Origin of the sequence: Prevotella sp. AM34-19LB (genome assembly GCF_003468525.1) — a bacterium.
GTDB lineage: Bacteria > Bacteroidota > Bacteroidia > Bacteroidales > Bacteroidaceae > Prevotella.
In genome coordinates this window covers 1-23,168 of record NZ_QSIG01000012.1, presented here as the reverse complement: position 1 = coordinate 23,168, position 23,168 = coordinate 1, and the positions used below count along the sequence as shown (strand labels likewise).

Sequence of the window (23,168 nt, the reverse complement as noted above, 5' to 3'; positions counted from 1 at the left end):
CTTAATACTCAAATATCCATTTGGTATCATCGTAAGGACACCACTTTTGGAATAATGCTTCTATGTAGAGAACCATACCTAATTTTTCAACAGACATTGACTGAGCAAATTGCAGAGCCTCGCCCGTTAAACTTTCGATAGTTTCAGTTGCAAGTTCAGACCACATTTTGATATTGATACGACCTGTACAAAATCTCATTTCCCCATACCAAAATTTTCCTTTCGTTGTATCTTTCCATTCAGACGGACAATCCTTCTCGCCTTGGTAGTATTTACACATAGATGCACGAGTCTGTATTTCAGCAAGTATCGGGAGGTTTATTAAATGACAACTTTCATTCAATGCACAAGATAAAGCATTACAAAATTCTGCCCAAGAACGTTCTCCTGAAAGTTGTGTATTTGATATATGCCACTTTTCAGATCTTTCTTTCAATTGGAAACGACCAATAAGGCAACCACTTCTGTACACATACATCCAACCATCGTCAAGATATAATCCATATCGGTTGTCCCATCCAGTTGGTGAACACATTAGAATCGATTGCTTCTGACTTTCTGAGAAAAATATATACTCATAAAGGTTTGCTGTATCTTTCCAATGATGACGCTCTACATTCGTCAATGCAATGTTTTTAGGATAAAACGTTCTGTATTTAGAGTAATCGCCAATAAGTTCATTGAATAAAGCATGATGATAGCCAAAGTTTTCTCCTATCTGTAGCAAATCAAAAGTATATGTTATTTCTCCATCCTTTGCATACTTCTTTTTGATAAGGTTATACTTGCAACCATACATCGCACTTGCAAAAGACGCAGTAATAATGGCTATCAGATGTCTGTCACCTTCCCATTTCATTGCATTATGTACCGAAGATGTAAAGTCAAAGCCACGATAAAACGAATCCCATGCACGGAACACACAAGACAAAATACTATATCTGTTATTGCATTCAGTTGCTTCCTGCTGGTAAGACTTCCATTCCCAAGATTTACTAAGATTTTCAAAAGCATCAACAGAATGATAAGCTTCACTTTTTGTCATTCCCTTTCTCAGACATCTAATAAGACCAATGACAAACATACGAGCATACCCTTCTTCCTTGTCTGGAGTAGAAATGTCTTCCAAATCTCTTGGTGTTTCTAAATTATCGTGCCAGGCACACATAAGTTGCCACATCAACCATTGGCCATTTACCTTTAACTTCTCCCTAAAAGATAAATCTTCACTTGTTCTTATAATACTTACATCCTGCTCAGGGACATAAAGAACATTTCTGCTTGCAGCTCGGAAGTAGGCATGACCATACACCGACAACTCAATCTTCTCACAATCTTCAGAAATGAGTTGCTTCCAAAACGTATCTTTATCATTTTCATACGTCCATGCTGCCAAATCGCCAATTATCGCACCAATCATAAGCTATAGAACATTTGTTAGTTGATAAACATCATTACCTTCTTCTGGAGTAGAGAATCGAACTTCGCCTTCCTCTGTAACAATTATATATTTTGGAGGATATGCAGGATCAACCACCAATCCAGGTTCATTTGTAATGCGAAACACCCATTTTTCATCGAGATAGCACACAAACTTAACACCATACAAGCTGTTTGCCTTAGCAAAACTTCTTGCTATACGTGCCTCTTTGGTATAGATACGTTGTCCCCATTTTAGCAGAACAAATGGAATGTTGAATGGAAGACCTTCACAAAGAAAATCATGTTTAGTGAAGTCCATACGCAATTTCCTTTCCTTATTCATCATATAGCGCAAAGCATTCATGACATTCCACAAATCAAACATTGGAAAACCATCTTCTGTTTGATGTTCTTCCAATGCTATAAGACTCAGTTCCGAAACGGATATTTCTGTGCCTATTGGCAAAGTCTTCATCTTGTCATAAAGAATCTGAGCTATTTGTTTATCATTATCTGAGTATTCCATTATCTTCTGTATTCATACTTATAAATTATCTGTTTGCCAATCGAGCAATTCATCATCCGTAGTTGTTGGATAGTTGTAATGCTCAATCAGTTCTCGTTCCGTAAATGTTCTTTTGAAAATACTGCCTAAAAGCAGGACTATCATATCATCCACCCTCCTGTTGCACTCTTGGAGTTTGGAATTGTAAAGCCCTTGAAGAGCCTTTGTACCTATGTATGCTCCAGTACGTGCCTCTAAGATGCCAGAGAAAGTATTTTCCAATTCCTCCGTAGCAATTCTATAACGAAGAAGAACATTCAGAAGTTGTTCTCTGTCCTCGTTTAGCTGAAATTGTTTCAGCAGATGTTCCATTCGCCAAGATTCATCGGACACTTCACAAAGCTTCTTTTTGAGTCGTTCAAAGTCCGACACATCGATATTCGATTCCGACAGAACTTTTCTGTTGTCGAAATTTGAGAATACATAGCTGATGATTTCGAAAGGATCCGACTCTTTCAAATTGTATTCGAGATAAGCACTTATTACAGCTGCTACCCTACGAATCCTTACCTGGCTGTCCCAAGGAAGTTTTTGAAAAGGAATCGAGTCATTCGTCATCCAGGCGATGCCAATATATTCCCTCACTAATCTGTTGGCATCCCATAAACCATTTTTGCCTTTAGAATTATATTCTACTTGAGCTTTTTCCATGTCATTGTTTATTAAAAATCTCAATTCTTTGGCAAAGGTAAATCACATTTATGCAGCCTATCTGCATCTCAAAATAAAAATCGATAAAATCTTCTTGAATGCCTTAAACACCCAATTTTGGGGCAAAGATACAAAATACTTGGACATAAATTGATGTTTTAATCATTTTTTTGAGCGTAAAACCTCTTTTTTTCCAATTTTATTATGATATTTCGAATAAAAACACTACTTTTGCATATGTAGAAACATTAAATAAGCAATTATGGAAAATAAAGACCTGAACCGGCTGAAAGTTGTTCTAGCTGAAAAAAAGAGAACCAACAAATGGCTCGCTGAACAATTAGGTAAAGATCCAGCAACGATCTCCAAGTGGTGTACCAACAATGCACAACCGAATTTGGAGAATCTTGTTGAGATTGCAAAGTGTCTTGGAGTCACAGTCAATGATTTAATTCGATAATGTAAAAGGAACCCAGTATGCCAACAAACAAGAATGCAGCTATACGCTACCAGACTCTCGATAAATGCTTTCGAGACAGACGGCACAGATACTACATGGAAGACCTCATCGACAAGTGCGAAGAGGCCATCTACTACTATAATGGCGTAGGAGGAGTGAGTCGGCGACAGATATTTGAGGACATCAAATTCATGGAAAGTGAAACAGGCTGGAGTGTACCGCTTGAAAGAAAGCAAGATGGCAGAAGGGTTTATTATCGTTACCGTGATCCTGACTTTACCATCAATGCCCAACCAATGACAGAAGATGAAGCACGACAGCTTCGCTCTGTTATCATCACTCTCAGGCGTTTCAGAGGATTGCCAAGCAACGCATGGGTGGATGAAGTCATTTCCAACCTGGAATGGCGATTTGGACTTAGAGGCAAACAGGAGAACATGATTGGCTTTGAACAAAACCCCTATCTCAGGGGACTGAACTTACTGCCTGACATCATAGATGCTGCTACGAGCCATCAAGCTGTAAGAATCACGTATCGCAACTATAAGAATTGCGATGAGGAGTACACCGTTGTTGTGCATCCTTGGTACATCAAGCGATACAACAACCGATGGTTCCTTATGGCGTATGATGCCGAGGCTGACAGAATATCAAACTATGCCCTTGACCGAATACAGGACTTCAATGTTGAGGAAGATGTGGCATACATACCAAATAAAGAGGTCGATTTTGAACACTACTTCGATGATGTGTTCGGTGTGACAATACCGCCATCAGACGTAGAAAAGATTAGGGTTCTGCTTCAATTCTCCAAAAAGCAATACCCTTACATCGTGTCCAAGCCCCTGCATCATTCGCAGGAAATAGTAGATGCGGAAAACCGCATTCTGGCTGTTGAAGTACGACCGACATATGAGTTTACGCAATTGATACTTTCGTTTGGATTTGACGTAAAAGTGCTCGGACCAGAGCCTTTCAAACAGGAGATATTGGCAAATCTACGTAGGAATCTGCAGAATTATAATGAAATGCAGATAGACTGCACCGATTAGTATTACATTTGCAAACAAAATAATTAATGAATAACAAAACAACGAATAATGGTTTGTAATTTTACTACCTTATGAAATCAGAAAGGTACTAAGCTATTACTCTCTCATTATAGTTGGACTATATTTAAAATAAAATATGACAGAACAAGAATTAGCAAACGTGATATGGGACATCAAGGAAATCATTCGCAACTCCTATGATGATTCCGAGGTAGAGGACGTAATTTTGCCCTTCACCCTACTCCGCCGTTTGGATTGTGTCCTCGAAGATAAATATGAGGCTATCCTAGAAGAACTGAGCAAATGCGAGGAGAACTTGAAAAAATACAAGCTCCAGTCATTGATGAAAAAGAACGGCTTAACATTCTTCAATATGTCAGGCTTGTCCTTGAAGAAACTTCTTAATTCGCCAGATCAAATCAGTGATTCCTTCAAAACATATATAGAGGGGTTTACAGATAACGTTAGAGATATTCTCGCCAACTTCGTACATGAGGACGGAGATAGTGATGTTGTAGATTTGTCAAAGATATATGCTCGTTTAGATAGAGGTAACAAGCTTTTTGCTGTTATCCAACAGTTTGTAGAGAAAGCAGACCTTCATCCTAGCAAGGTGAGCAATGCCATGATGGGAACTATCTTTGAGATTGTTATCCGTCGTTCGAAAGAGTCCACCAATACTAAGGCTGGTCAGTATTATACGCCACGAGAAGTTGTAAAACTATTGGTCAGCTTGACCATGTGTGGCAAAGAACAAGAGTTGTTTATTCCTGGAAAGGCGTTCACCATATACGATCCATGTTGCGGTACAGGCGGTATGCTGACCGTAGGACGTGAGCACTTGCAAGAGATGGCTCAGAACAAGAACTTGAAGGTATATCTTTATGGTCAGGAACTGAGCGAAAAGACGTACGCTATTTGTAAGGCTGACCTCTTGATGAAGGGTGATGACCAGAATCTTGACCAACAGCTCTTCCAAGGCGACACCTTGGCTGATGATAAGTTGTATGGAAAAAAGTTTAACTTCATGTTGGCTAACCCTCCATTCGGCGTGGATTGGGGTAAAGACCAGAATGTGAAGAAAGCTGTCTTGAAAGACAATTGCCCAGGTGGAAGATTCGAGGCAGGTCTCCCTTCTACATCCGATGGCTCTTTACTCTTTTTACAACACATGATAGCCAAGATGGATGATCAAGCCGGTTCTCGTATTGGTATCGTATTGAATGGATCGCCTTTGTTTAATGGTGATGCAGGCAATGGTTGGAGCAACATTCGCAAGATGCTGCTAGACCGCAATTTGCTTGATGCTATTGTTGCCTTACCAAAGAACTTGTTCTATGGTACGGACATCACAACATATCTTTGGATTCTTGACAACAAGCGTCCTGCAGAGAAATACCACAAAGCTCTTTTTATTGATGCAGCCCATACCAAAGAGTTTACTAATTTGCTCCAGAAGAACCTGGGTAAGAAACGCTATGAGATAAGTGATGAAGGTACCAAAGAAATCTTCGACATTTACAAGGAGTACCAATCATACAGCCGTGACATCGAGTATGAGAAGACTGGCGAAATGGAACACTTGGAAATTGCCAAGTTGCTCGATTATGACGACTTCCTCTATACCAATGTAGCGGTACGTCGCCCTCTTCGTCTCTGGTTTGAGAATATCTCAGTCAAGTATGATGCCTTGTGCGAAAATGAGGACTTCTATGCCGAAGACAAGAAAAATGTCATCTTGCGTGACATTGCCCAGTTGGAGAACTGCAGTGAGAAGCGCAGCGACCATGAGTTTTTTGTGTGGCTGAAAGAAAATAAGGTCAAGACCACCAAGGCACAGCAGAAACTCATCCGTGATGCCTTTGGTGAAATTAATGAGAATGCTCCTATTGCCTACGTTGACCCATTCAAGAATAGCGGTGAGTGGGTGATTGATACCAATCTCAACGACACAGAGAAGATTCCGATGAAGCGTGACATCGAGGAATACTTTGAAACAGAGGTTGTTCCTTTCGCTTCTGATGCATGGATGGACAGAAGTAAAGACAAAGTGGGTTGTGAATTTCCATTTACACGCTTGTTCTACAAATATCGTCCAATGCGAAGCAGTCAAGAGATTCTTGCAGATTTATCTGCATTGGACTCTAATTTGAATAACGAATTGTCACATCTAAATGAAGATTAATGCTTATGGATATTTATGAAGAATATAAGGATTCTGGTATTGATTGGGTAGGAAAAGTTCCTGCTTCTTGGAAAAGAAGTAGGATAAAATTCCTTCTCTCCCATTCGTCTGCAGGTGTATGGGGTGAAGATGAAAAGGGCAATAAAGATGACATTGTTTGTTTTCGTGCAGCAGACTTTGACTATTCTCACGGTTGTTTGAAATTGGATAATAATACAGTGAGAAATATTCAACCTAAGCAGTTAGAGGGACGAGTCTTACATAAGAGAGATCTCTTGATAGAAAAGTCAGGAGGTGGTGATGCTACACCTGTAGGTAGAATTGTAAGATTCAATTATGATGGCATTGCAACATGTTCAAATTTCATGCATTTCATTTCAGTGAACAAAAATAATGATGATAATTATTTGTTCTACTATTTCTATGCTATGTATGCAAATAATGTGAATGTACTTTACTTTAATCAGACTACTGGAATCCAAAATCTGAAAGTAAGTGAATATTTAGGACAAATTATATTTATACCATCTTTAAAAGAGCAATCTTCTATCTCCAGCTATCTCGACAAGAAATGTTCCGAGATAGACAATGTTATCTCTGCTCAACAGAAGCGCATCGCTTTGCTCCAAGAGTTGAAGCAGAGTGTCATCACTCATGCCGTTACGAAAGGACTTGATCCGAATGTTGAAATGAAAGATTCGGGAGTTGAGTGGATTGGAAAAGTACCAACTCATTGGGAGTTAATACGCACTCGTTATTTATGTAATCTCTGTACTGGAAACAAAGACACCATAAATCGAGTTGATGATGGAAAATATCCATTCTATGTACGCTCCCCAAAAGTCGAAAGAATCAATACATATTCTTTTGATGGCGAAGCCATTTTAATGGCCGGAGATGGTGTTGGAGCTGGAAAAGTTTTTCATTATGCTAAAGGAAAATTTGACTATCATCAAAGAGTCTATAATTTTCATAATTTCAAAAGAGTAATAGGTAAATTCTTCTTCCATTACATCGCAAATAATTTTCGGTATATCATAGAAGAAGGAGGCGCAAAAAACACTGTCGATTCAGTTCGATTATACATGATACAGAATTTTCTAATGACAGTTCCAACAATAGAGGAGCAATATAAAATATGTGAATATATCGAACAAAAAGAGATGGCGTTTGATACAGCCATCTCCAAAGCCCAACACCAAGTAGAACTATTGCAGGAATACAAGCAGAGTCTCATCACCGAGGTGGTAACAGGTAAGCGCAAGGTTTCTTGATGATAATAAAATTGTCCGTTGTGACTGACGATTTGGAAAATAAATCCAAATCATCGGTCAACCGATGATTTATGATAGCTAACAAAGACGATGTAGAGTATGTCATACAAGACTACAACAAGCCTATGGGCATAGCTACATACAAAACCTTTGACAATATACCTGAGGATTTGCGCAAAGCATTGCCCAACATAAAGTTTTTAAAAAAACTATTGTAAACTTTAAAGTAGTTGTAGAATGAGTAACAAGTTAAAGAACATATATACCAATGCTTTTGATAATATCATCAAAAAGCATATAAGAGCCAAGGCAAACACCATTTTTGTCTTGGCAGGAATCACTCCGTACATATATGTGGAGAATTTCAAAGACAGCATAACTGACCAAGCGACCTTTGACAAAGAAGGAAACCTTGATTTGTTTACCCCGACATGGTTTGGAAGTGTGTTCCCGAAGCTCATGGCTGCAACAACTTACCAAATTCTGTCGCACCAGCAGTATGCAAGTATCAACGAATACTTGAACGAGGATTTCTTCAAGGATAGAATTGTTGTTGTGTATGACAATTTACGTTCACTCTACCCTATCAGCAAGGGTGAGTATATAGAAAAGGCTGATGCCAATGGAACGGAGAAGCGACCTGAAGGGATGCCTGTTTATCAAGCAGAACAGCTGAAGGTAGGTGAACATTATTTTTATTCACTAAAGCATTTCAATGATGGTTTGAATAAAGTTCCATTGTTCTCCATTAAGAAAGAGCTAATCTCGGCAGGTGTGTCTTCTTCCAAAGCATACGTGCTTGATGTGATTTCAGACCCATATGGAATTGATGTGTTGGTCAACGAGTGCATTGAAGAGGAGTTCTTCGCAAAGAAAGTCTATGTCAAGGTGTCTGGCAAGAGTGTGCTGAACAAGACATTGACAAATACCCTTGAAGAACTCAACCACCTCTTCGCTCGTTTCGGTGGTGGCATATTTGTTCAGAGGGAAGAAGCTATACAGAAGGATTATGCGCCTTCCGAAGAATCTGTAGCTCTGTTGAAGCAATATTGGGGAGAAAAAGCTGAGTTCAGAGATATCCAGGTATATGAGAATCCCGAACTAGGCAATGAAATTATCCCTGTGTCACAGGGATTGTTGGTGGACACCATTATCAAGGAGTATAAGAACGGCTGTGAGGGAATCCAGCCACGAGACATCTTTATCACGGCACCTACAGGTGCAGGAAAATCTCTGATATTCCAGTTGCCGGCTTTCTATGCGGCATCACAAGGGGATGTCACCATCGTAGTGTCTCCGTTGAAGGCGTTGATGACAGATCAAGTAGAAGGATTGCATAATGAACGCCACTATGATAAGGTGGAGTTTATCAACAGTGACTTGACCCTGATAGACAGAGATAGAATTATCGATGGCTGCAAACGTGGTGATGTGGATATTCTGTATTTGTCACCAGAGCTTTTGCTGTCTTATGACATTCATTATTTCATCGGAGAAAGAAAGTTAGGCTTGCTCATTGTCGATGAAGCACACCTTATCACCACATGGGGACGAGATTTCCGTGTGGATTATTGGTTCTTGGGTAATCATATCAACAAGATGCGCAAGTATAATGATTATATGTTCCCTTTGGTAGCCCTGACCGCAACAGCTGTGTATGGTGGTGTGAACGATATGGTCTTTGACAGTATCAACAGCTTGAACATGCATGACCCTCATAAGTTTATAGGCAATGTACGCCGTGACAATATTGAGTTTGTCATTGATACCCATGATGACTATTCTACAGGTCGCTATGACCAAAATAAGGAAACTGAAACCGTCAATATCATCAAGGGCATCCATGACTTGGACATGAAAGCTATCGTGTATGCGCCATACACACGACACATCAACCGATTGAAGGATAAGTGCGATGAGATAGAAGAAGGAATGGTTGTCTCCTTCCATGGAGGAATGGAAGCTGATGAGCAGAAGTTTGCTTATCAGGCATTCAAGAACAATCATTGCAAGGTGATGATTGCGACAAAAGCTTTTGGTATGGGTGTCGATATACCAGATATCCAAGTGGTTTATCATCACGCACCATCTGGATTGCTTCCTGATTATATACAGGAAATAGGACGTGCTGCACGTAAGAAAGAAATCCAAGGCTTTGCAGCGTTGACATTCTCTAAGGCTGACTTACGCTACAGTAAGCAACTTTTTGGTATATCTTCTTTGAAAACATACCAGTTGAAAGAAGTGCTGTGTAAGATTATCCGTTGTTTCAATAGCAATGGAAAAAAGAGAAACATGCTTGTCGCCGCCAATGACTTTGCGTATATCTTCGACTCTGCCGATGAGGTTGACCAGAAAGTGGCTACGGCATTGATGATGATAGAAAAAGACTATCTGAACAAAACACGATTCAATGTTCTCATTGCTCGTCCAAAGAAATTGTTCACCAAGGTTTATGCACGAACGAACCAAGTGGGTATGGACAGATTGCTGGAGAAGTATGGTGAATGCTTCAAAGAGATAACTCGTGTATCTGGAACCTATCATACATTGGAGTTGAATTTGGATGACATTTGGGCAAAGCATTTCTCCGACAAGAGTTTTCCACAGCTAAAGAGTGAGTTCTACAAGCAAAAGTTCTTATCTGAGGAAGGAATCGAATTGACACCGCAGATTATGGTGACTATCAATATTGATAGGCCATATAATGATGTCTTATCTGAGGTGCGTGGTGCTTTAGATGCAGTCAAGACATCTTTCGCACAACTTGGTTCCAAACATTCATTTTTCACTCAGAATGAATTTGAGGAAGAATTGGTGCAACGCATGGATGCCAAGTATAACATCAAAAAGATTGCCTCGTTCATGCTGAGTACCTACTCAGGCTATATGAAGACAACAGAACGTGCGTTGGAAGGAGATTCTTTCTTACAGATGCGCCGTCATGGTACTACTATGCAATACCAAGTCTTCAGTACCAATTATCAGGCGAAGTTCACTCAGTTGATGAGAATATTTGCCAAGTTATTCGATGGAAAAGAATTCCAATCCGCTGACAGATTTCTATCTATCAATGACATTCCGCTCATGAATCATATTAGGTTGGGTGCTTTGTTGGAAATAATGGAATTAGGGTCTTTTGAAACTACAGGTGGTGATGAACCAAAGATATTCTTGCGTCTCAATGACCCACGAAGAATTGAGAGAGACTCAAAGAACGACAGTTACAAGAACTCCATCCTGGAATCTGTTAAGAATAGACATAAAGTTAGTTGCGACTTATTTGAGCATTTCTTCACCAATTATTTCAGCAATGAGAAACGTTGGGATTTAGTGGAGGACTTCTTCCTCGGCATGTCTAATGATGATTTATTTGAGAAATATCCAGGAAAGATAGTCAATCATATAGACATCTTGGAGTATTTGAGAAACAACAAATCAGTAACACCTGAATGCACTGTTGTTGGGGCTAAGGTAAATTCACATCAAGAGAGGCTTTTCTTGCCTAGAAAACAGGAGTTTTATAATCGAGACAACCTGCTGACTATAGGGCATCAGACAAAAAAGGTAAAGCGTTGGCTTATTGATGATCCAATAGCTTTACATAAGACCATTGTGGAAAATGAGATTGTCATAGAGGCTGATGATTTCAAAGTGTTGTCCAATAAGCTAAGATTGGAACACTTCACATATTACAGGGATTACCTCCGTTTGAATATCCTCATAGAGTTCCCTGGTTATGAAAACTTGGTCAAGGCATCGGTACCTTATAAAGACCAACCTGTAAAGTTCTATAAATGGTGGCGAAGACATAAGGACAGTGTTACGCTGAACTTGAAGGAAAAAGTCGAGCTGTATCTTACTGTGGACAAACAGTCACCTACAGCATTGGTAAAAGCAGATAAAGAATTAATTAAGAAATAAAAATAATCATATATGGAAAATCTCTTGAACGAAACAACATTTGAGGAGCATATTGCAAGGTATCTTGCTGGTAGCGACCTCTACAATCAAAGAAGCAGCGCACAGTTCGACATAGAAAAGCTTTGCGATGTGGAGATGCTGGAGCAGTTTTTGCGCCAGCAGCCTGTGGTTTGGAATAAACTGACCAAACATTTTCCTGGTCAAGAGGTAATGACAGTCGTTCGTGAATACAACAAGCGAATAGACCGTGGCGAGAGCATCTTGACTATCATGAGAAAAGGCTTTACCGTCAGCGGAGCCAAGGTAAAGTTCTGCCAGTTCAAGCCTGTGCTTGAAAGTGTAGGAACGGATAACTATAGACTTTATCGTGCTAACAAGTTCAGCGTAGTCCGCCAGATGCGCTACTCTTTAGGTGAGGATAGCGGCAATGAGTTGGACTTGTGCATCTTACTCAATGGCATTCCCTTGTTCACTTTTGAGCTAAAAAACGAAGGCTCAGACCAGAACTATACCCATGGTATCTTACAGTACAAGAGACATCGTGACCCACACAACAGGATGCTACGCAACTGTCTGGTTCACTTTGTCATGGACAATCAGTATGCCTTCATGACCACGTTCTTGAATGGTGAGGAAACTGCGTTCCTCCCTTTCAACCAAGAGACTGTCAACCCAGCCATCGAGGCGAATACCCTACTGCGTATATGTGGCATAGTGTATTGCAAGCAGATTCTCTCTTAGACATCTTGGAAAATTTTATCAAGCGTTATGATGAGTATTACGAGGACAAAGAAACTAAGGAACAGAAAAAGCGTACAGTGGTTATATTCCCTCGTTTTCATCAACTCCGTGCCGTGAGAAAACTTCGTAGTTTGGTTCGTGAGGAAGGACCGGGACACAATTATCTGATTCAACATTCCGCAGGAAGTGGAAAAACCAAGACTATGGCTTGGCTCGCATATCAACTTGCCAACATGACGAATCCAGATGGTACGGCTATCTTTGACAGCATCATCATGGTAACAGACCGTATAGTGCTCAATCGAAATATGGCTGAGGACGTGGTCAATTTTGAGGTAACAGCAGGAACAGTTAAGGATATTCGCAAGGGTTCCAAGAAACTGGCGGATGCACTTAACGGAGAAAACAGAATCATCATTTCCACCGTACAAAAGTTTGCTTTTGCGCTCGATTACCTCAAACATGAGAAATCCAAGAAATATGCTATCATCGTGGACGAGGCTCATACGGCCATTGGCAATGAGGCAGCTAAGGATTTAGTCAATGCCCTCTCCACCAAGGAGGACTTAGAGAATATGGGAAATTACGATCCTGAAGAATATGATAGCCCTCTAGATGCCTTGATGGCTCAGATGCAAAGCTACCGAAAGATGATGAGTCATATTTCGTACTTTGCGTTTACAGCTACACCTAAGGACAAGACTTATGCTCTATATGGTAAAGATGGAAAGTCTGCTCATGATTTATATTCTATGAAGCAAGCCATCGATGAGAAGTTTATCCTTGATGTCACCCAAAACTATGTTAGCTACAAAACTAAGTTTGAGCTGATAGAGAAACATCCAGACGAGGATAAGGACAAACTCTTTGAACAAAAGAAAGCCCTGAAGGTGATTGGTGAGTGGCTGGGCAAGAACAAGTACATCAAACTGAGAAAGGCTAGCATGATTGTTGATCAATTCATGAAGTTCACAATCAATAAAATAAACCATCAGGCAAAAGCAATGGTTGTATGTGACTCCAGACAGTCGGCAGCCGACTATAAACAAATCATTGACCGCATCATCAAGGAAGAATATAACGGTGCCATCAAAACATTGGTGGCATTCTCTGGAGAAGTCATTGACAGCAATGGCAACAAATGTACCGAGGCTAACATGAATGACGATGGTGTTACGGACAATGATATTGCTGAAAAGTTCAAGGAAAACGATTACAAAATATTGATTGTAGCCGAGAAGTTCCAAACCGGTTTCGACCAAAAGTTGCTACATACCATGTTTGTTGACCGCAGCTTAGGTGGAATCCAGTGCATTCAGACACTTTCTCGTTTGAACCGTACCTATTGGCCATATAAGGAAGATACGCTTGTCGTTGATTTCCGCAACGATGCAGAATCAGTACGCAAAGCGTTTAATCAGTATTATACAGAGACCACCCTGACAGGTGATGTTGATACACAACGTGTATATACGCTGAAAGAGACTGTTCAGAACTGGAATATCTTCAATGAAAGTGAAATAGACAAGGTATGTGAGAGAATGATAGACAAGGACAAGGTGCATGAGGTACCTTCCATCTTGTTAAAAATAGTTCATGAGCGAGTGGATTCGTTATCAGATGAAGACAAAGATAAGTATCGCAAGGAAGTGAACCGTTTCGTACGCCAGTATGGTTTCTTAGCTCAGCTCATGGACTTCACAGATCCAGATTTGGAAAAGTTCTATGTATTCTGTAAGGTGTTCTATAAGTATTTGCCATATACTAAAGAGACTCTGCCTATGGAGTTGATGGGCATGATAGATTTGGACAAATTGAGAATACAACTTTCATTTGACGGAGCCATCGAACTTGAAGACTCTCCTACCGAATTGAAGGCGACACGCATAGGTGAGGTCGGAAAGAAAGTAGAGGATGAGAAGAAAACCGTAGCTGAACTGCTTGACATGGTAAATAGTCCTTTTGCATCAATTCTGAATGAAAACGACAAGATCATTAAGCAAATTTGGGAAGAGCTTTTGAGTGACCCAGAGGTAGTGGATGCAGCACGAGCTGGTAATTCGTACGATGTGATGGTTAATATCTGTAAGGAGAAGTTTGGCGACGCCATTATTGAACAGATAGACAAATACTATCACTTCAAGGAAATTCTGGATAAGGAGAAGGGATTCGCCTTGACTTTGGTTGGTAAGTTCGTGGAGGCTGTTGCAAAACAAGCTGCAGCAACTTCAAGTTTTGTCTATGATGAAGAAGTATTGAAGGAGAAACTCGCCGAGGCACTGAAGGGAGAAATGACCGGTGTATGTAGTAAGATGAGAAGTTTGCCAGAGATTATTGACAATTTCTTCTTTGTACTAAATACTATTAGTATTCCAAAACTTGATGGTATAGACATGCTATTGAAGGAAGCATTGAACAATATCTATGCAAATCCAAACCTCACCCCTATCGTAAGATATACTTTCTTCAACTCGCTGGTTCAGAAATATGAGGCTTTCTTGAAGAAACTATATTTCTTGATTAATGATGATGAGATTCAAGGTCAAGACGGTAAGGAGCCAGGTCTTGCAGATGCCATCCATGCTTTCAAGTGCCTGTGGAATTTGAAGTATTCTACGGATGATGACGGCAAGAAATTCTCTACTTATCTTCAAATGGTTAGAAACTGGAGAAATGATGAAGCTCATAATGCTCCTTCTTCTTCTGACGAGGAAGTAAATGCAGGCATTAAGGTCGTAGTATCACTGTATCTTTATGTCATGGCCTACTCTATTACAAATTTAGAGATGGCTGGTAGAGATGTGGATGGAGCAGCTGGTACTGTTCCTTATAAACTTCCAGAGGACGAATCCTCTTCTTACGCATTTGCAGCAGAAGAAAAACATCATGACTAAGAATAAATTAGTTAGTGCAGTTTTCTTGCACTAACTAATCTAGCTTATACAAAATAAATAGGTAGAATGGAGAAAATTGCTAGAATATGTTGGAACACTCACGACTGGAAGAGACCTTCTGGAAGTGAGGGCAAATCCCAATCTGATGGCTCATATGAGAAAAAGATTGGATTTGGACATGAAGAATGGATATTGGATGATTCACGTATCTATGAGCCAAATGGTTATCATTATGGTTTTTTGCAACCAATGAATGTAGCGAGTGGAAAACATATAGGCGCTGTTTATAACATCCATCTGTTCTCTATCTCGCCTTTGAAGCAAAAGGTATATGTGGGGTGTCTTCATAATGCAATTGGGGTTTCACCAGAAGAGAGCCAGATAATTTACCAATATTATAAGGAAAAAGGGTGGATCGAGGAGATGAAAGATGAAATCAGATTTGCAGGTGGAACAGTAAAAGACATCAAGCCTAAATGGTTCTTCAATGTCAAGTTCAAGTTCTCTGAGGCAACTCTTAACTATTCTAATAAGCCAATATTAGCCCCTGATTCAATTCCTGGTCATCGTTACAATCTCATGGATAAGAAAAATGACTTTGTTTTTGAGAGTGACGAGGAAGGAAAGGCGAAAGTTCTCGATACAAGTAGCTTTATAAAGACAACTGAGAGAGGTGAGGTCTTGATAGACCCATTACATAAAAAAATTCAAAATGCTGTCGCAGAACTAATCAAGGACGAGTATGTTCATCTATATGTTGAAACCTCGCTTTTAGATTTAGAAGGACAAAGGGTTGATATTAAGGGAATCTATAAGGAAACTGACGAATGGCATTATTTCGAAATCAAGACGGATTCAGCAAAGAAAAGTATCAGGGAGGCATTGGGGCAAATACTAGAATATACCCATTATCCAAACATGAAGAGAGCTACAAAAATGTTCATAGTTGGTCCACAAAAGCCAGATGACAAAGATATAGCCTATATGGAATTTATCCGGAAGACATACGGTATTCCTGTTTGGTTCAGATGGTACTCCTTTGAACAGAATAAACTATATGATGGAATATAAAAAGATTAATATATGGAAAAAGTAATTTATAAGACATTGGCCGAGTGTGAGGCTGCCATTAATACGCTTAAAGTTATTGGCGTAGCTGTTCCTGACTGGATGGAAAAGCAACATCAAGTGTTGAAGGCTGCTGTAAATACTAAGGCGGTGGTAACAAATACTGATACCCCTATTTATGATACGTTGGTTGCCAACTATCCTTATGGTAAGATGCCAGAGGAAAAGGTTAAATGTATCAAAGACACTGTAAATCTGTTGCTTGAAGATGGTGAGCATGCCGAGGAACCAGGTTTGTTGCTCGGTAAAATTCAGTGCGGTAAGACAGATACATTTGAAGACATCATCGGTCTCGCTTTCGACAAAGGTATAGACATCACTATTGTCTTTACTAAGGGAACCAAACCTTTGGCTCAACAAACCATTATGCGTATGAAGAAAGACTATCGTTTCTTCAAACCATCAGATAACTTGGATCAGAAAGCTACAATCAACATCTATGACATCATGAAAGTGTGGAACAATTTGAAGCAGGCAAAGGTTGAAGGTTGTAAAACTGTAATTGTTTGTAAGAAACAGGCAACTAATATGAGCCATTTGATAGATATGTTCTCGAAGAACTGCACTTTTTTGAAGAAAAAAAAGGTACTCATCGTTGACGATGAAGCAGACTTTGCTAGTAGAAACTATCGTTCTGTCAAGTTGCAAGCATTGAAGGATGAAGATGGCAATCCTATAGCCCAAGATGCAGAGACCGAGATGGCGAAAATCAGTCAGCAGATAGACGATTTCCGTAAGATTCCAGACTATTGCCGTTATCTACAAGTGACAGCTACGCCTTATTGCTTATATTTGCAGCCACAAGGAGAGCTGAACCTCAATGGTAATGTAGTGAAACCATTCAAGCCACGCTTCACAAGTATTGTACCAGTTCATGCTGCTTATATTGGTGGTCAGCAATATTTTGAGGATTCCCAGAATCCCGATTCGATGTATAGTCATCTTTTCCACCAGATAGATCAAAAATGCATTGATGTTCTAGGTCATGAGGATAAGCGATACTTGAACAATGCCGTTTCTTCTGCAAACATCTATGGTTTGACTTATGCGCTCATATCATATTTCATGGCAACAGCAATTCGTCGAATCCAAGAACGAAATACCAAGAACAGAGATTACAAAACCAGTGCGTTGATTCATGTAGAACTGGATAAGAAGAATCATGATTGGCAAAGTCGTGTTATCAACCGTCTCATAGACTCTATCAAAAATGCCATTGTGGAAGAAGACCAGTCCGACCAAAGAATCTGGTCAGCCATAGATGCAATATATAATGATTTCATCGAATCAAACAGAAAGGGACGTGAAGAAAAATTTATTTCTGTAGATTTGCCTATGAAAGAAGATGTAATGGACGAGATTCGTAATATCTTCAATCCTAAGAAGAACAACTACCATGTGCAGATTGTCAATTCTGATGAACAAGTAGAGTCACTTTTGGATGAGGAAACAGGCGAGTTACAGTTAGATACAGCTGCCAATATCTTCATTGGTGGTAACATACTTGATAGAGGTATTACTATCAAAAATATGCTATGCTTCTTCTATGGTCGCAATCCGAAAAACTTCCAGCAAGATACGGTACTTCAGCATGCTCGAATGTATGGAGCACGTTCCAAGGAAGATATGGCTGTGACCAGACTTCATACAACTTCCACCATTTATAGAATCTTAGTTAGAATGAATGAACTGGATAACCAGCTTAGAGAGTGGTTCTTGGAGGGAAGAGATAAAGGTACTGATGTGAATGCGGTGTTTGTTGGCTATGACAAGAATATTAAGCCTTGTGCAACACAAAAGATAAAAGCATCCAATGCATTGACTTTGAAGAAGCAGATGCGTATGGTTCCCGCAGGATTCTGGACCGGCTGTAACACCGCCATCAAGAAGACAATTGCACAGATAGATACCTTACTAGAGACTTATCCTTCTTTCAATAAAAAGGATGAGAACGGATTCTTTGAAATGGATTGCGAGACAGTAAAGGAAATATTATCTTTGATTGAAAGTACTTTTGTGTATAAAGATAAAGGCAATATACACAATATTGAACGCAAGAATGACATTAAGGAAATGCTATGTGCTTGGAGTATTGTGCAAGCAAGTCTGGCGGAAAAGTATTTGTCTTGCAACGTACAAACCGTAACATGACACGACTCAGAGCTAATGGTGGATATATAGATGCTCCTGATGATGGTCGTACTGATGTAAGACCTTCTCGTGAGAAAGCCATAGATATACCAGTTGTTATGCTGTTAAAACAGGAGGGTAAGAAATGTGTCGATCCTGCAACTGGTGAAAACATTGGTTGGAACGATGCACCGTTTTACTGGCCAGTGCTAATGAGCCAGCAGAATATCAATCCTGTTATGTTTGCATTAGAGCAAGGTAAAAAGAAAAAAGCAGCTGCAACAGATAATTCGGATATTCTTGAAGGTATAGATCCAAAAGATGTACTATGCCTTACGTTTGGAGGAGATCTTGTAGATCGTTTCGGTCCTGTTGGAAGCGAATATGCTTATGGTGACGAGTTGGGAGTCGAGAAGTCTAAAGGAAAGTACTGCGTCACGTTACCTTGAAAAAGATGAAAATGGAAAATGGAAGATGAATCCTGAAGTACCTTTCAACTTACAACAGGATCATGGACTTTATTCTTTGAATGATGGTAAGTTCCCATTCGTATTCAAGTCATATAAGTACATGTTATTGAGAAACAAGAGAGATGCTACTGCTGATTTGATGCTCTTGGAACTTTTCCCTTCAACCTTGTTTAAGGCAATTCCAGAGGGAAAATTGAATGAAAAAGGAGATCTTGTTGATAGAGATACCCAAAAGATTCTGCTTCATGGAAAAGATACCATTTTGGATAAGGATATGACAGAAACAGAGTTCACAGATACGAGCATTACACAATGGATTATATTTTATTATGTCCGTAAAGTCGTAAAATATGTTCCTTGCAATGTGGATTGGAATACAGTCTTTGACTTTCTGTCAGAAAATGACAATGTTGATGATTAACAATGGAGATTACAATTCTATATATAAAACGTAAATTTGAGGAGTTTAACCAGCAAATATTTGCCGGTAAACTCCCTATGCTCCCCATTAAATTGAGTAACGCAAAGTCCTTTTTGGGTGCATGTACATATAAAAAACGACTGGGGAAAAATGGTAAAATAGAGAAATACAACTTCTCCTTACGTATCAATACAAGGATAGATTTACCAGAGGAAGAGGTTGAAGATACAATTATCCATGAAATGATTCATTATTACATTGGCTATAATCAGCTTGAAGACACTAGTCCACATGGACAGATTTTCCAACAGATAATGAATACTATCAATGAAAAGTATGGAAGACATCTTACCATTTCACATAAGTGTAATAAAACACAAAATGAGCAAGCTGTTGACAAAAAACAACACTATCATGTTGTAGCAGTGGTATCGTTTAAAGATGGAAGAATAGGATTCAAGGTTTTACCAAGAGTTCTTCAAAGCATTCTCAAATATTACAATAGCGTGAAGACTGCAAATGATGTCGTTTCTGTTAATCTGTATATGAGCAATAACATTTTCTTCAATCGCTTTCCAAATTCTTCAGCACTAAATGTTCATTTTATAGAAGATTCAGAAATCAAAAAACATCTAAATGATGCGGAGAAAATGACATGTGATGGCAAAAGTATTAAGAGAAACCAATAAGAGTCTCATTATTATGGCTTGTAAACTATCTGAAATAATAAGGGTGTGTCATAAATCCATGACGCACCCTTATTTGTCGGTATGTTATTAATGTGTTTTTTTTTTATATGTTGAAGATGATAAAATGTTTTTTGTAGTTGAAAAAACATAATCATACCCTTCTACCCCTAAAAAGAGGGCTTCAATTTTTTTTCATTCAGTGCAGATAGGCTGCACAAGACATTCGTACCTTTGCATCAGATATAAAACATTAATAGAAAAAGGTATGGGACTATTCGATTTTTTATTTTCAAGCGGCGTTTCAAACAGCCAAAAGAAAGCGCATCGCAACGCTGGCAACAATACATCCTCAGACCATGAAAATTATGATCGTGGCTATGAAGATGGTTATGATGACTGTTGCTGTGACCATGATTGTTCTTACGATGACTATCACGATAGCCGTTATTGCGATCGTGATGAGTATGAAGGCATCGAGAATGATGAGTGCTATGACGATAATTGCGATTGGTAGTTACCTTCTGAAAATGGATTTTTCACATTATTATATTATAAGGTTATGAAGAAAATAGCAATTCTTTTAGCAGCTACAATGGCATTGGCTATCAATAGCAATGCACAAAGTATGCAATCTGGCTATAAAGGCCACGTTGAAGCAGGTTATTCAATTGGTATTGGTGACTATGACTTTGGTCGTTTTGAAGTCAACACAACACATGGATATCAAGTGAATCCTTATATATTCCTTGGTGCTGGTACTGGCTTGCATTTTATGTCATCTTACAAAACTGGTGATATGGAAATACCACTTGATGTAAGAGACAGTAAAGTTGATATTCCGGTTTTCGCAAACTTCCGTAGCAATTTCACGAAAGGCAAGATTTCGCCTTTCGTTGACATCAAGGGAGGAACGTTTGTTACCAATAACGGTGGCCTTTACGTGGTGGCATCATTGGGTGTTAGATATGCATTGAATAACAAGCAGGGGCTTAGCTTGTCTGTAGGATATGCTGCTGAGAAACTTGAATTTGAAACATTTGAACGTTTCAATGGCAGATATGATATGAGTTATACTCGCAAGCCTGCTACATATGATACAGAGTCTGTTAGCGTCAAAGTTGGATTTGATTTTTAGACTTTCTAAAAAGAAATGTCTGAAAATTAGAAGCTTACAAAAGAGCAGAATAAGAAAAACTTTCAATAAATCATTTTTAAAATCTTGAAGATTATGAAAAAAATAATACTATCATTCATTGTGAGTGCCTTGTCAATTTGTGGTTTTGCACAGAAAACAGTTACTATTAAAGGTGGTACAATTGTCCCTTTAGAGGCAGTAAAGTCTATTAGAGCAATAGATGTCCACGAAGGAGAAAGTGTAGATTTTAAAGTTTGTAGGGATGTTGTCATTGATGGAGTAGTTGCTATACCTGCAGGAACCCTGGCCAAGGGCTCAGTGTACGAGGCAAAAAGATCAACAGCTTTTGGTACTCGTGGTAGATTAGGTATCAAGGTCAAATATATTATTCTTCCTTCTGGCGACAATGTAAACTTCACATCTACAGATGTTTATATTAAAGGTCCAAACAGAACAGCTTTATCCGTTATTATCTTCTGCTTTACCTGCCTACCTTTCCCATGTGGAGGAAAAGCTGAAATGAAGCAAGGTTATGAGGTGGAGGCAACTGTTGCCAACAATGTGACCGTGAACATATAATTTTATCTATATAACTTAATTGAAACACAAAAGGTTATGAAGAAGTTTATCTTAGGTTTCTGCTTAATTGCAATGCTCGCTTCTTGTGGTAGCAAGAATGAGCAATGGGAATACAAAGTAGTAAAGGTTGCAGGACACGATGCAGAAATTGCTGCAGATTTCGGCACCCTGGTGTTCGCAGATCAGACTGCAATGTTGAACAAGATGGGTAAGGAAGGTTGGGAACTGGTCAGTGCTTACACAGAAACAGGCACCGCATTTCCAAACTTCGGTAACTCTGACTACGTCACAGGTATCAGAGACAATACTAGAACTGCTGTCGTCAACTTCGTTTTCAAAAGAATCAGCGACGGCAAGGAAGAGGTAAAAAAGCTAGCAAAGAAAAAATAATAAGAAGAAATGAGATACACTGTAGTATTCATATTAACAGCATTGGTTCTGTCGTCTTGTTCCCATAAGAACGAGGCGATGGAACTTTCTCGTAATTTCTTCACATCGTTGTCAGATACCACTTATGGAAAGCCAGGTGATTTCTATCCACTATATGACAGCTTGCATATAGAGGCAAAATCAGATGCTATAGACATAGAAGAGTCTGACATCACTGTGAAGAATGATACTATCGCTGTTCGCTGCTATAACAACTATACTGATGCAACAGGCACATTCAAGCAGGACAGTATAACTTTGTTTATCGCTAAAGACAAAGAATCCTCCTGGTATATCTATGACTCCAAGGGACTGGTCACAATGGATGAAGATCAGGTATGGTTCGGCAGAGCGACTGGAGCACTTGGGAAGAAGCAACTCAATGATGTTGCATTGGCACAAAGATTAAGCAAGCTAAGTGATTTGATAAGTACAAAGTACTGGGACACGTGGGCAGAACTGAGAACTAAAGTCAAGATAGCCAACTGGTCATGGGAAACAAGTTATGATGGAACCGCTCATGGAGATGCTCGCATAGTGAATACACTTCCCTACTCTATCTCCGGTATCAAGTATCTTGTAACATATTATGACAGGAGTGGCAATTTCATGGCTGAGGATGATGGCAGAGTCAGCAAAACACTGAATCCGAGTGAGAAATACAACTTCACATTCTGGAGTTCGAATGCCAAATACCCAACGACTGCCAATCTCAGGCTCGATTTCTCGGACAAAACAGTTCTTGAACTGATGAAAGAGAAAACATATACAGGAAAAGAATTTGCCGAGTTTATCAAAAAGAAATAAGTTTAATCAAAGACAGACAATCCTCAAATCCGCAACCTATAGGGTTAGTGGGATTTTGCTTGCAAAGCGACAAAATTCATTTTATTGTACATATTTCTTGCACAACAGAAATGTCGCAGACACAAAATCCCCTTACCCCATAAAGCGACTTGAGGTAATACGCTGGTTTAACCAGAAAAGCATGGTCTTTAACCAAAGTCTGTCTTGAACAG

20 protein-coding genes are annotated in these 23,168 nt (G+C 39.3%); 17 read left to right on the top strand and 3 right to left on the bottom strand.

Annotation, left to right across the window (positions count from 1 at the left end; translation table 11 throughout):
- Position 1: 1 nt before the first annotated feature.
- Genes DW830_RS05350 through DW830_RS05340 form a run of 3 tightly spaced genes read right to left on the bottom strand, consistent with a single transcriptional unit; the run spans position 2 to position 2,638 of the window.
- The gene (locus DW830_RS05350) at positions 2–1,420 is read right to left on the bottom strand and encodes a hypothetical protein (RefSeq protein ID WP_119249169.1); all 1,419 of its coding nucleotides are present in this window, start codon (positions 1,418–1,420) and stop codon (positions 2–4) included.
- 3 nt (positions 1,421–1,423) lie between these two features.
- Positions 1,424–1,948, bottom strand: coding sequence for a hypothetical protein (locus DW830_RS05345; RefSeq protein WP_119249168.1), 525 nt, complete (start codon positions 1,946–1,948; stop codon positions 1,424–1,426).
- A gap of 18 nt (positions 1,949–1,966) precedes the next feature.
- Positions 1,967–2,638, bottom strand: coding sequence for a hypothetical protein (locus DW830_RS05340; protein WP_119249167.1), 672 nt, complete (start codon positions 2,636–2,638; stop codon positions 1,967–1,969).
- 262 nt (positions 2,639–2,900) lie between these two features.
- Between DW830_RS05340 and DW830_RS05335 the strand changes: the two genes are divergently transcribed.
- The 17 genes from DW830_RS05335 to DW830_RS05255 all read left to right on the top strand — a co-directional run bounded on the left by DW830_RS05335 (position 2,901) and on the right by DW830_RS05255 (position 22,956).
- Entirely contained in the window at positions 2,901–3,098 is a 198-nt protein-coding gene (locus DW830_RS05335; protein WP_094881851.1) for a helix-turn-helix transcriptional regulator, read from the top strand.
- Between the two features lie 17 nt (positions 3,099–3,115).
- A complete protein-coding gene (locus DW830_RS05330; RefSeq protein WP_119249166.1) occupies positions 3,116–4,150 on the top strand; it encodes a helix-turn-helix transcriptional regulator in 1,035 nt (344 codons plus the stop codon).
- 136 nt (positions 4,151–4,286) lie between these two features.
- Positions 4,287–6,335: a class I SAM-dependent DNA methyltransferase gene (locus DW830_RS05325; RefSeq protein WP_119249165.1), complete on the top strand. Its 2,049-nt coding sequence runs from the start codon at positions 4,287–4,289 to the stop codon at positions 6,333–6,335.
- Positions 6,336–6,340: 5 nt separating this feature from the next.
- Entirely contained in the window at positions 6,341–7,609 is a 1,269-nt protein-coding gene (locus DW830_RS05320) for a restriction endonuclease subunit S (RefSeq protein ID WP_158573446.1), read from the top strand.
- A gap of 237 nt (positions 7,610–7,846) precedes the next feature.
- Positions 7,847–11,533 carry a helicase-related protein gene (locus DW830_RS05315; protein WP_119249163.1) on the top strand — a complete coding sequence of 1,229 codons (3,687 nt, stop codon included), beginning with the start codon at positions 7,847–7,849 and terminating at the stop codon, positions 11,531–11,533.
- A 12-nt stretch (positions 11,534–11,545) separates the two neighbouring features.
- The gene (locus tag DW830_RS05310; RefSeq protein WP_119249162.1) at positions 11,546–12,274 is read left to right on the top strand and encodes a type I restriction endonuclease; all 729 of its coding nucleotides are present in this window, start codon (positions 11,546–11,548) and stop codon (positions 12,272–12,274) included.
- Between the two features lie 5 nt (positions 12,275–12,279).
- A complete protein-coding gene (locus tag DW830_RS05305) occupies positions 12,280–15,168 on the top strand; it encodes a DEAD/DEAH box helicase family protein (protein WP_158573445.1) in 2,889 nt (962 codons plus the stop codon).
- A gap of 66 nt (positions 15,169–15,234) precedes the next feature.
- On the top strand, positions 15,235–16,239 hold the full coding sequence (locus tag DW830_RS05300; protein ID WP_119249160.1) for a hypothetical protein: 1,005 nt from the start codon (positions 15,235–15,237) through the stop codon (positions 16,237–16,239).
- 12 nt (positions 16,240–16,251) lie between these two features.
- Positions 16,252–18,447, top strand: coding sequence for a Z1 domain-containing protein (locus DW830_RS05295; protein WP_119249159.1), 2,196 nt, complete (start codon positions 16,252–16,254; stop codon positions 18,445–18,447).
- The gene (locus tag DW830_RS05290) at positions 18,444–18,875 is read left to right on the top strand and encodes a hypothetical protein (RefSeq protein ID WP_119249158.1); all 432 of its coding nucleotides are present in this window, start codon (positions 18,444–18,446) and stop codon (positions 18,873–18,875) included. The genes DW830_RS05295 and DW830_RS05290 overlap by 4 nt, the downstream gene beginning before the upstream one ends.
- Positions 18,876–18,900: 25 nt before the next feature.
- A complete protein-coding gene (locus tag DW830_RS05285; RefSeq protein WP_119249157.1) occupies positions 18,901–19,317 on the top strand; it encodes a hypothetical protein in 417 nt (138 codons plus the stop codon).
- A gap of 2 nt (positions 19,318–19,319) precedes the next feature.
- On the top strand, positions 19,320–20,006 hold the full coding sequence (locus tag DW830_RS05280) for a SprT-like domain-containing protein (protein ID WP_119249156.1): 687 nt from the start codon (positions 19,320–19,322) through the stop codon (positions 20,004–20,006).
- 265 nt (positions 20,007–20,271) lie between these two features.
- Positions 20,272–20,520 (top strand): hypothetical protein, encoded by a 249-nt coding sequence (locus DW830_RS15660; RefSeq protein ID WP_147487221.1) that lies wholly within the window; start codon positions 20,272–20,274, stop codon positions 20,518–20,520.
- 45 nt (positions 20,521–20,565) lie between these two features.
- On the top strand, positions 20,566–21,141 hold the full coding sequence (locus DW830_RS05270; protein ID WP_119249154.1) for an outer membrane beta-barrel protein: 576 nt from the start codon (positions 20,566–20,568) through the stop codon (positions 21,139–21,141).
- 93 nt (positions 21,142–21,234) lie between these two features.
- On the top strand, positions 21,235–21,720 hold the full coding sequence (locus tag DW830_RS05265) for a hypothetical protein (RefSeq protein ID WP_119249153.1): 486 nt from the start codon (positions 21,235–21,237) through the stop codon (positions 21,718–21,720).
- A 36-nt stretch (positions 21,721–21,756) separates the two neighbouring features.
- Complete coding sequence (locus tag DW830_RS05260; RefSeq protein WP_119249152.1) at positions 21,757–22,110, top strand: DUF4177 domain-containing protein; 354 nt, start codon at positions 21,757–21,759, stop codon at positions 22,108–22,110.
- 9 nt (positions 22,111–22,119) lie between these two features.
- The gene (locus DW830_RS05255; protein WP_147487220.1) at positions 22,120–22,956 is read left to right on the top strand and encodes a hypothetical protein; all 837 of its coding nucleotides are present in this window, start codon (positions 22,120–22,122) and stop codon (positions 22,954–22,956) included.
- Positions 22,957–23,168: the final 212 nt, after the last annotated feature.

Coding starts and splice junctions, on each gene's coding strand:
- DW830_RS05260 (WP_119249152.1), top strand. CDS start 21,757: ATGAAGAAGTTTATCTTAGGTTTCTGCTTAATTGCAATGCTCGCTTCT.
- DW830_RS05310 (WP_119249162.1), top strand. CDS start 11,546: ATGGAAAATCTCTTGAACGAAACAACATTTGAGGAGCATATTGCAAGG.
- DW830_RS05300 (WP_119249160.1), top strand. CDS start 15,235: ATGGAGAAAATTGCTAGAATATGTTGGAACACTCACGACTGGAAGAGA.
- DW830_RS05285 (WP_119249157.1), top strand. CDS start 18,901: ATGAATCCTGAAGTACCTTTCAACTTACAACAGGATCATGGACTTTAT.
- DW830_RS05320 (WP_158573446.1), top strand. CDS start 6,341: ATGGATATTTATGAAGAATATAAGGATTCTGGTATTGATTGGGTAGGA.
- DW830_RS05335 (WP_094881851.1), top strand. CDS start 2,901: ATGGAAAATAAAGACCTGAACCGGCTGAAAGTTGTTCTAGCTGAAAAA.
- DW830_RS05290 (WP_119249158.1), top strand. CDS start 18,444: ATGACACGACTCAGAGCTAATGGTGGATATATAGATGCTCCTGATGAT.
- DW830_RS05265 (WP_119249153.1), top strand. CDS start 21,235: ATGAAAAAAATAATACTATCATTCATTGTGAGTGCCTTGTCAATTTGT.
- DW830_RS05295 (WP_119249159.1), top strand. CDS start 16,252: ATGGAAAAAGTAATTTATAAGACATTGGCCGAGTGTGAGGCTGCCATT.
- DW830_RS05350 (WP_119249169.1), bottom strand. CDS start 1,420: ATGATTGGTGCGATAATTGGCGATTTGGCAGCATGGACGTATGAAAAT.
- DW830_RS15660 (WP_147487221.1), top strand. CDS start 20,272: ATGGGACTATTCGATTTTTTATTTTCAAGCGGCGTTTCAAACAGCCAA.
- DW830_RS05330 (WP_119249166.1), top strand. CDS start 3,116: ATGCCAACAAACAAGAATGCAGCTATACGCTACCAGACTCTCGATAAA.
- DW830_RS05325 (WP_119249165.1), top strand. CDS start 4,287: ATGACAGAACAAGAATTAGCAAACGTGATATGGGACATCAAGGAAATC.
- DW830_RS05255 (WP_147487220.1), top strand. CDS start 22,120: ATGAGATACACTGTAGTATTCATATTAACAGCATTGGTTCTGTCGTCT.
- DW830_RS05315 (WP_119249163.1), top strand. CDS start 7,847: ATGAGTAACAAGTTAAAGAACATATATACCAATGCTTTTGATAATATC.
- DW830_RS05340 (WP_119249167.1), bottom strand. CDS start 2,638: ATGGAAAAAGCTCAAGTAGAATATAATTCTAAAGGCAAAAATGGTTTA.
- DW830_RS05345 (WP_119249168.1), bottom strand. CDS start 1,948: ATGGAATACTCAGATAATGATAAACAAATAGCTCAGATTCTTTATGAC.
- DW830_RS05280 (WP_119249156.1), top strand. CDS start 19,320: ATGGAGATTACAATTCTATATATAAAACGTAAATTTGAGGAGTTTAAC.
- DW830_RS05270 (WP_119249154.1), top strand. CDS start 20,566: ATGAAGAAAATAGCAATTCTTTTAGCAGCTACAATGGCATTGGCTATC.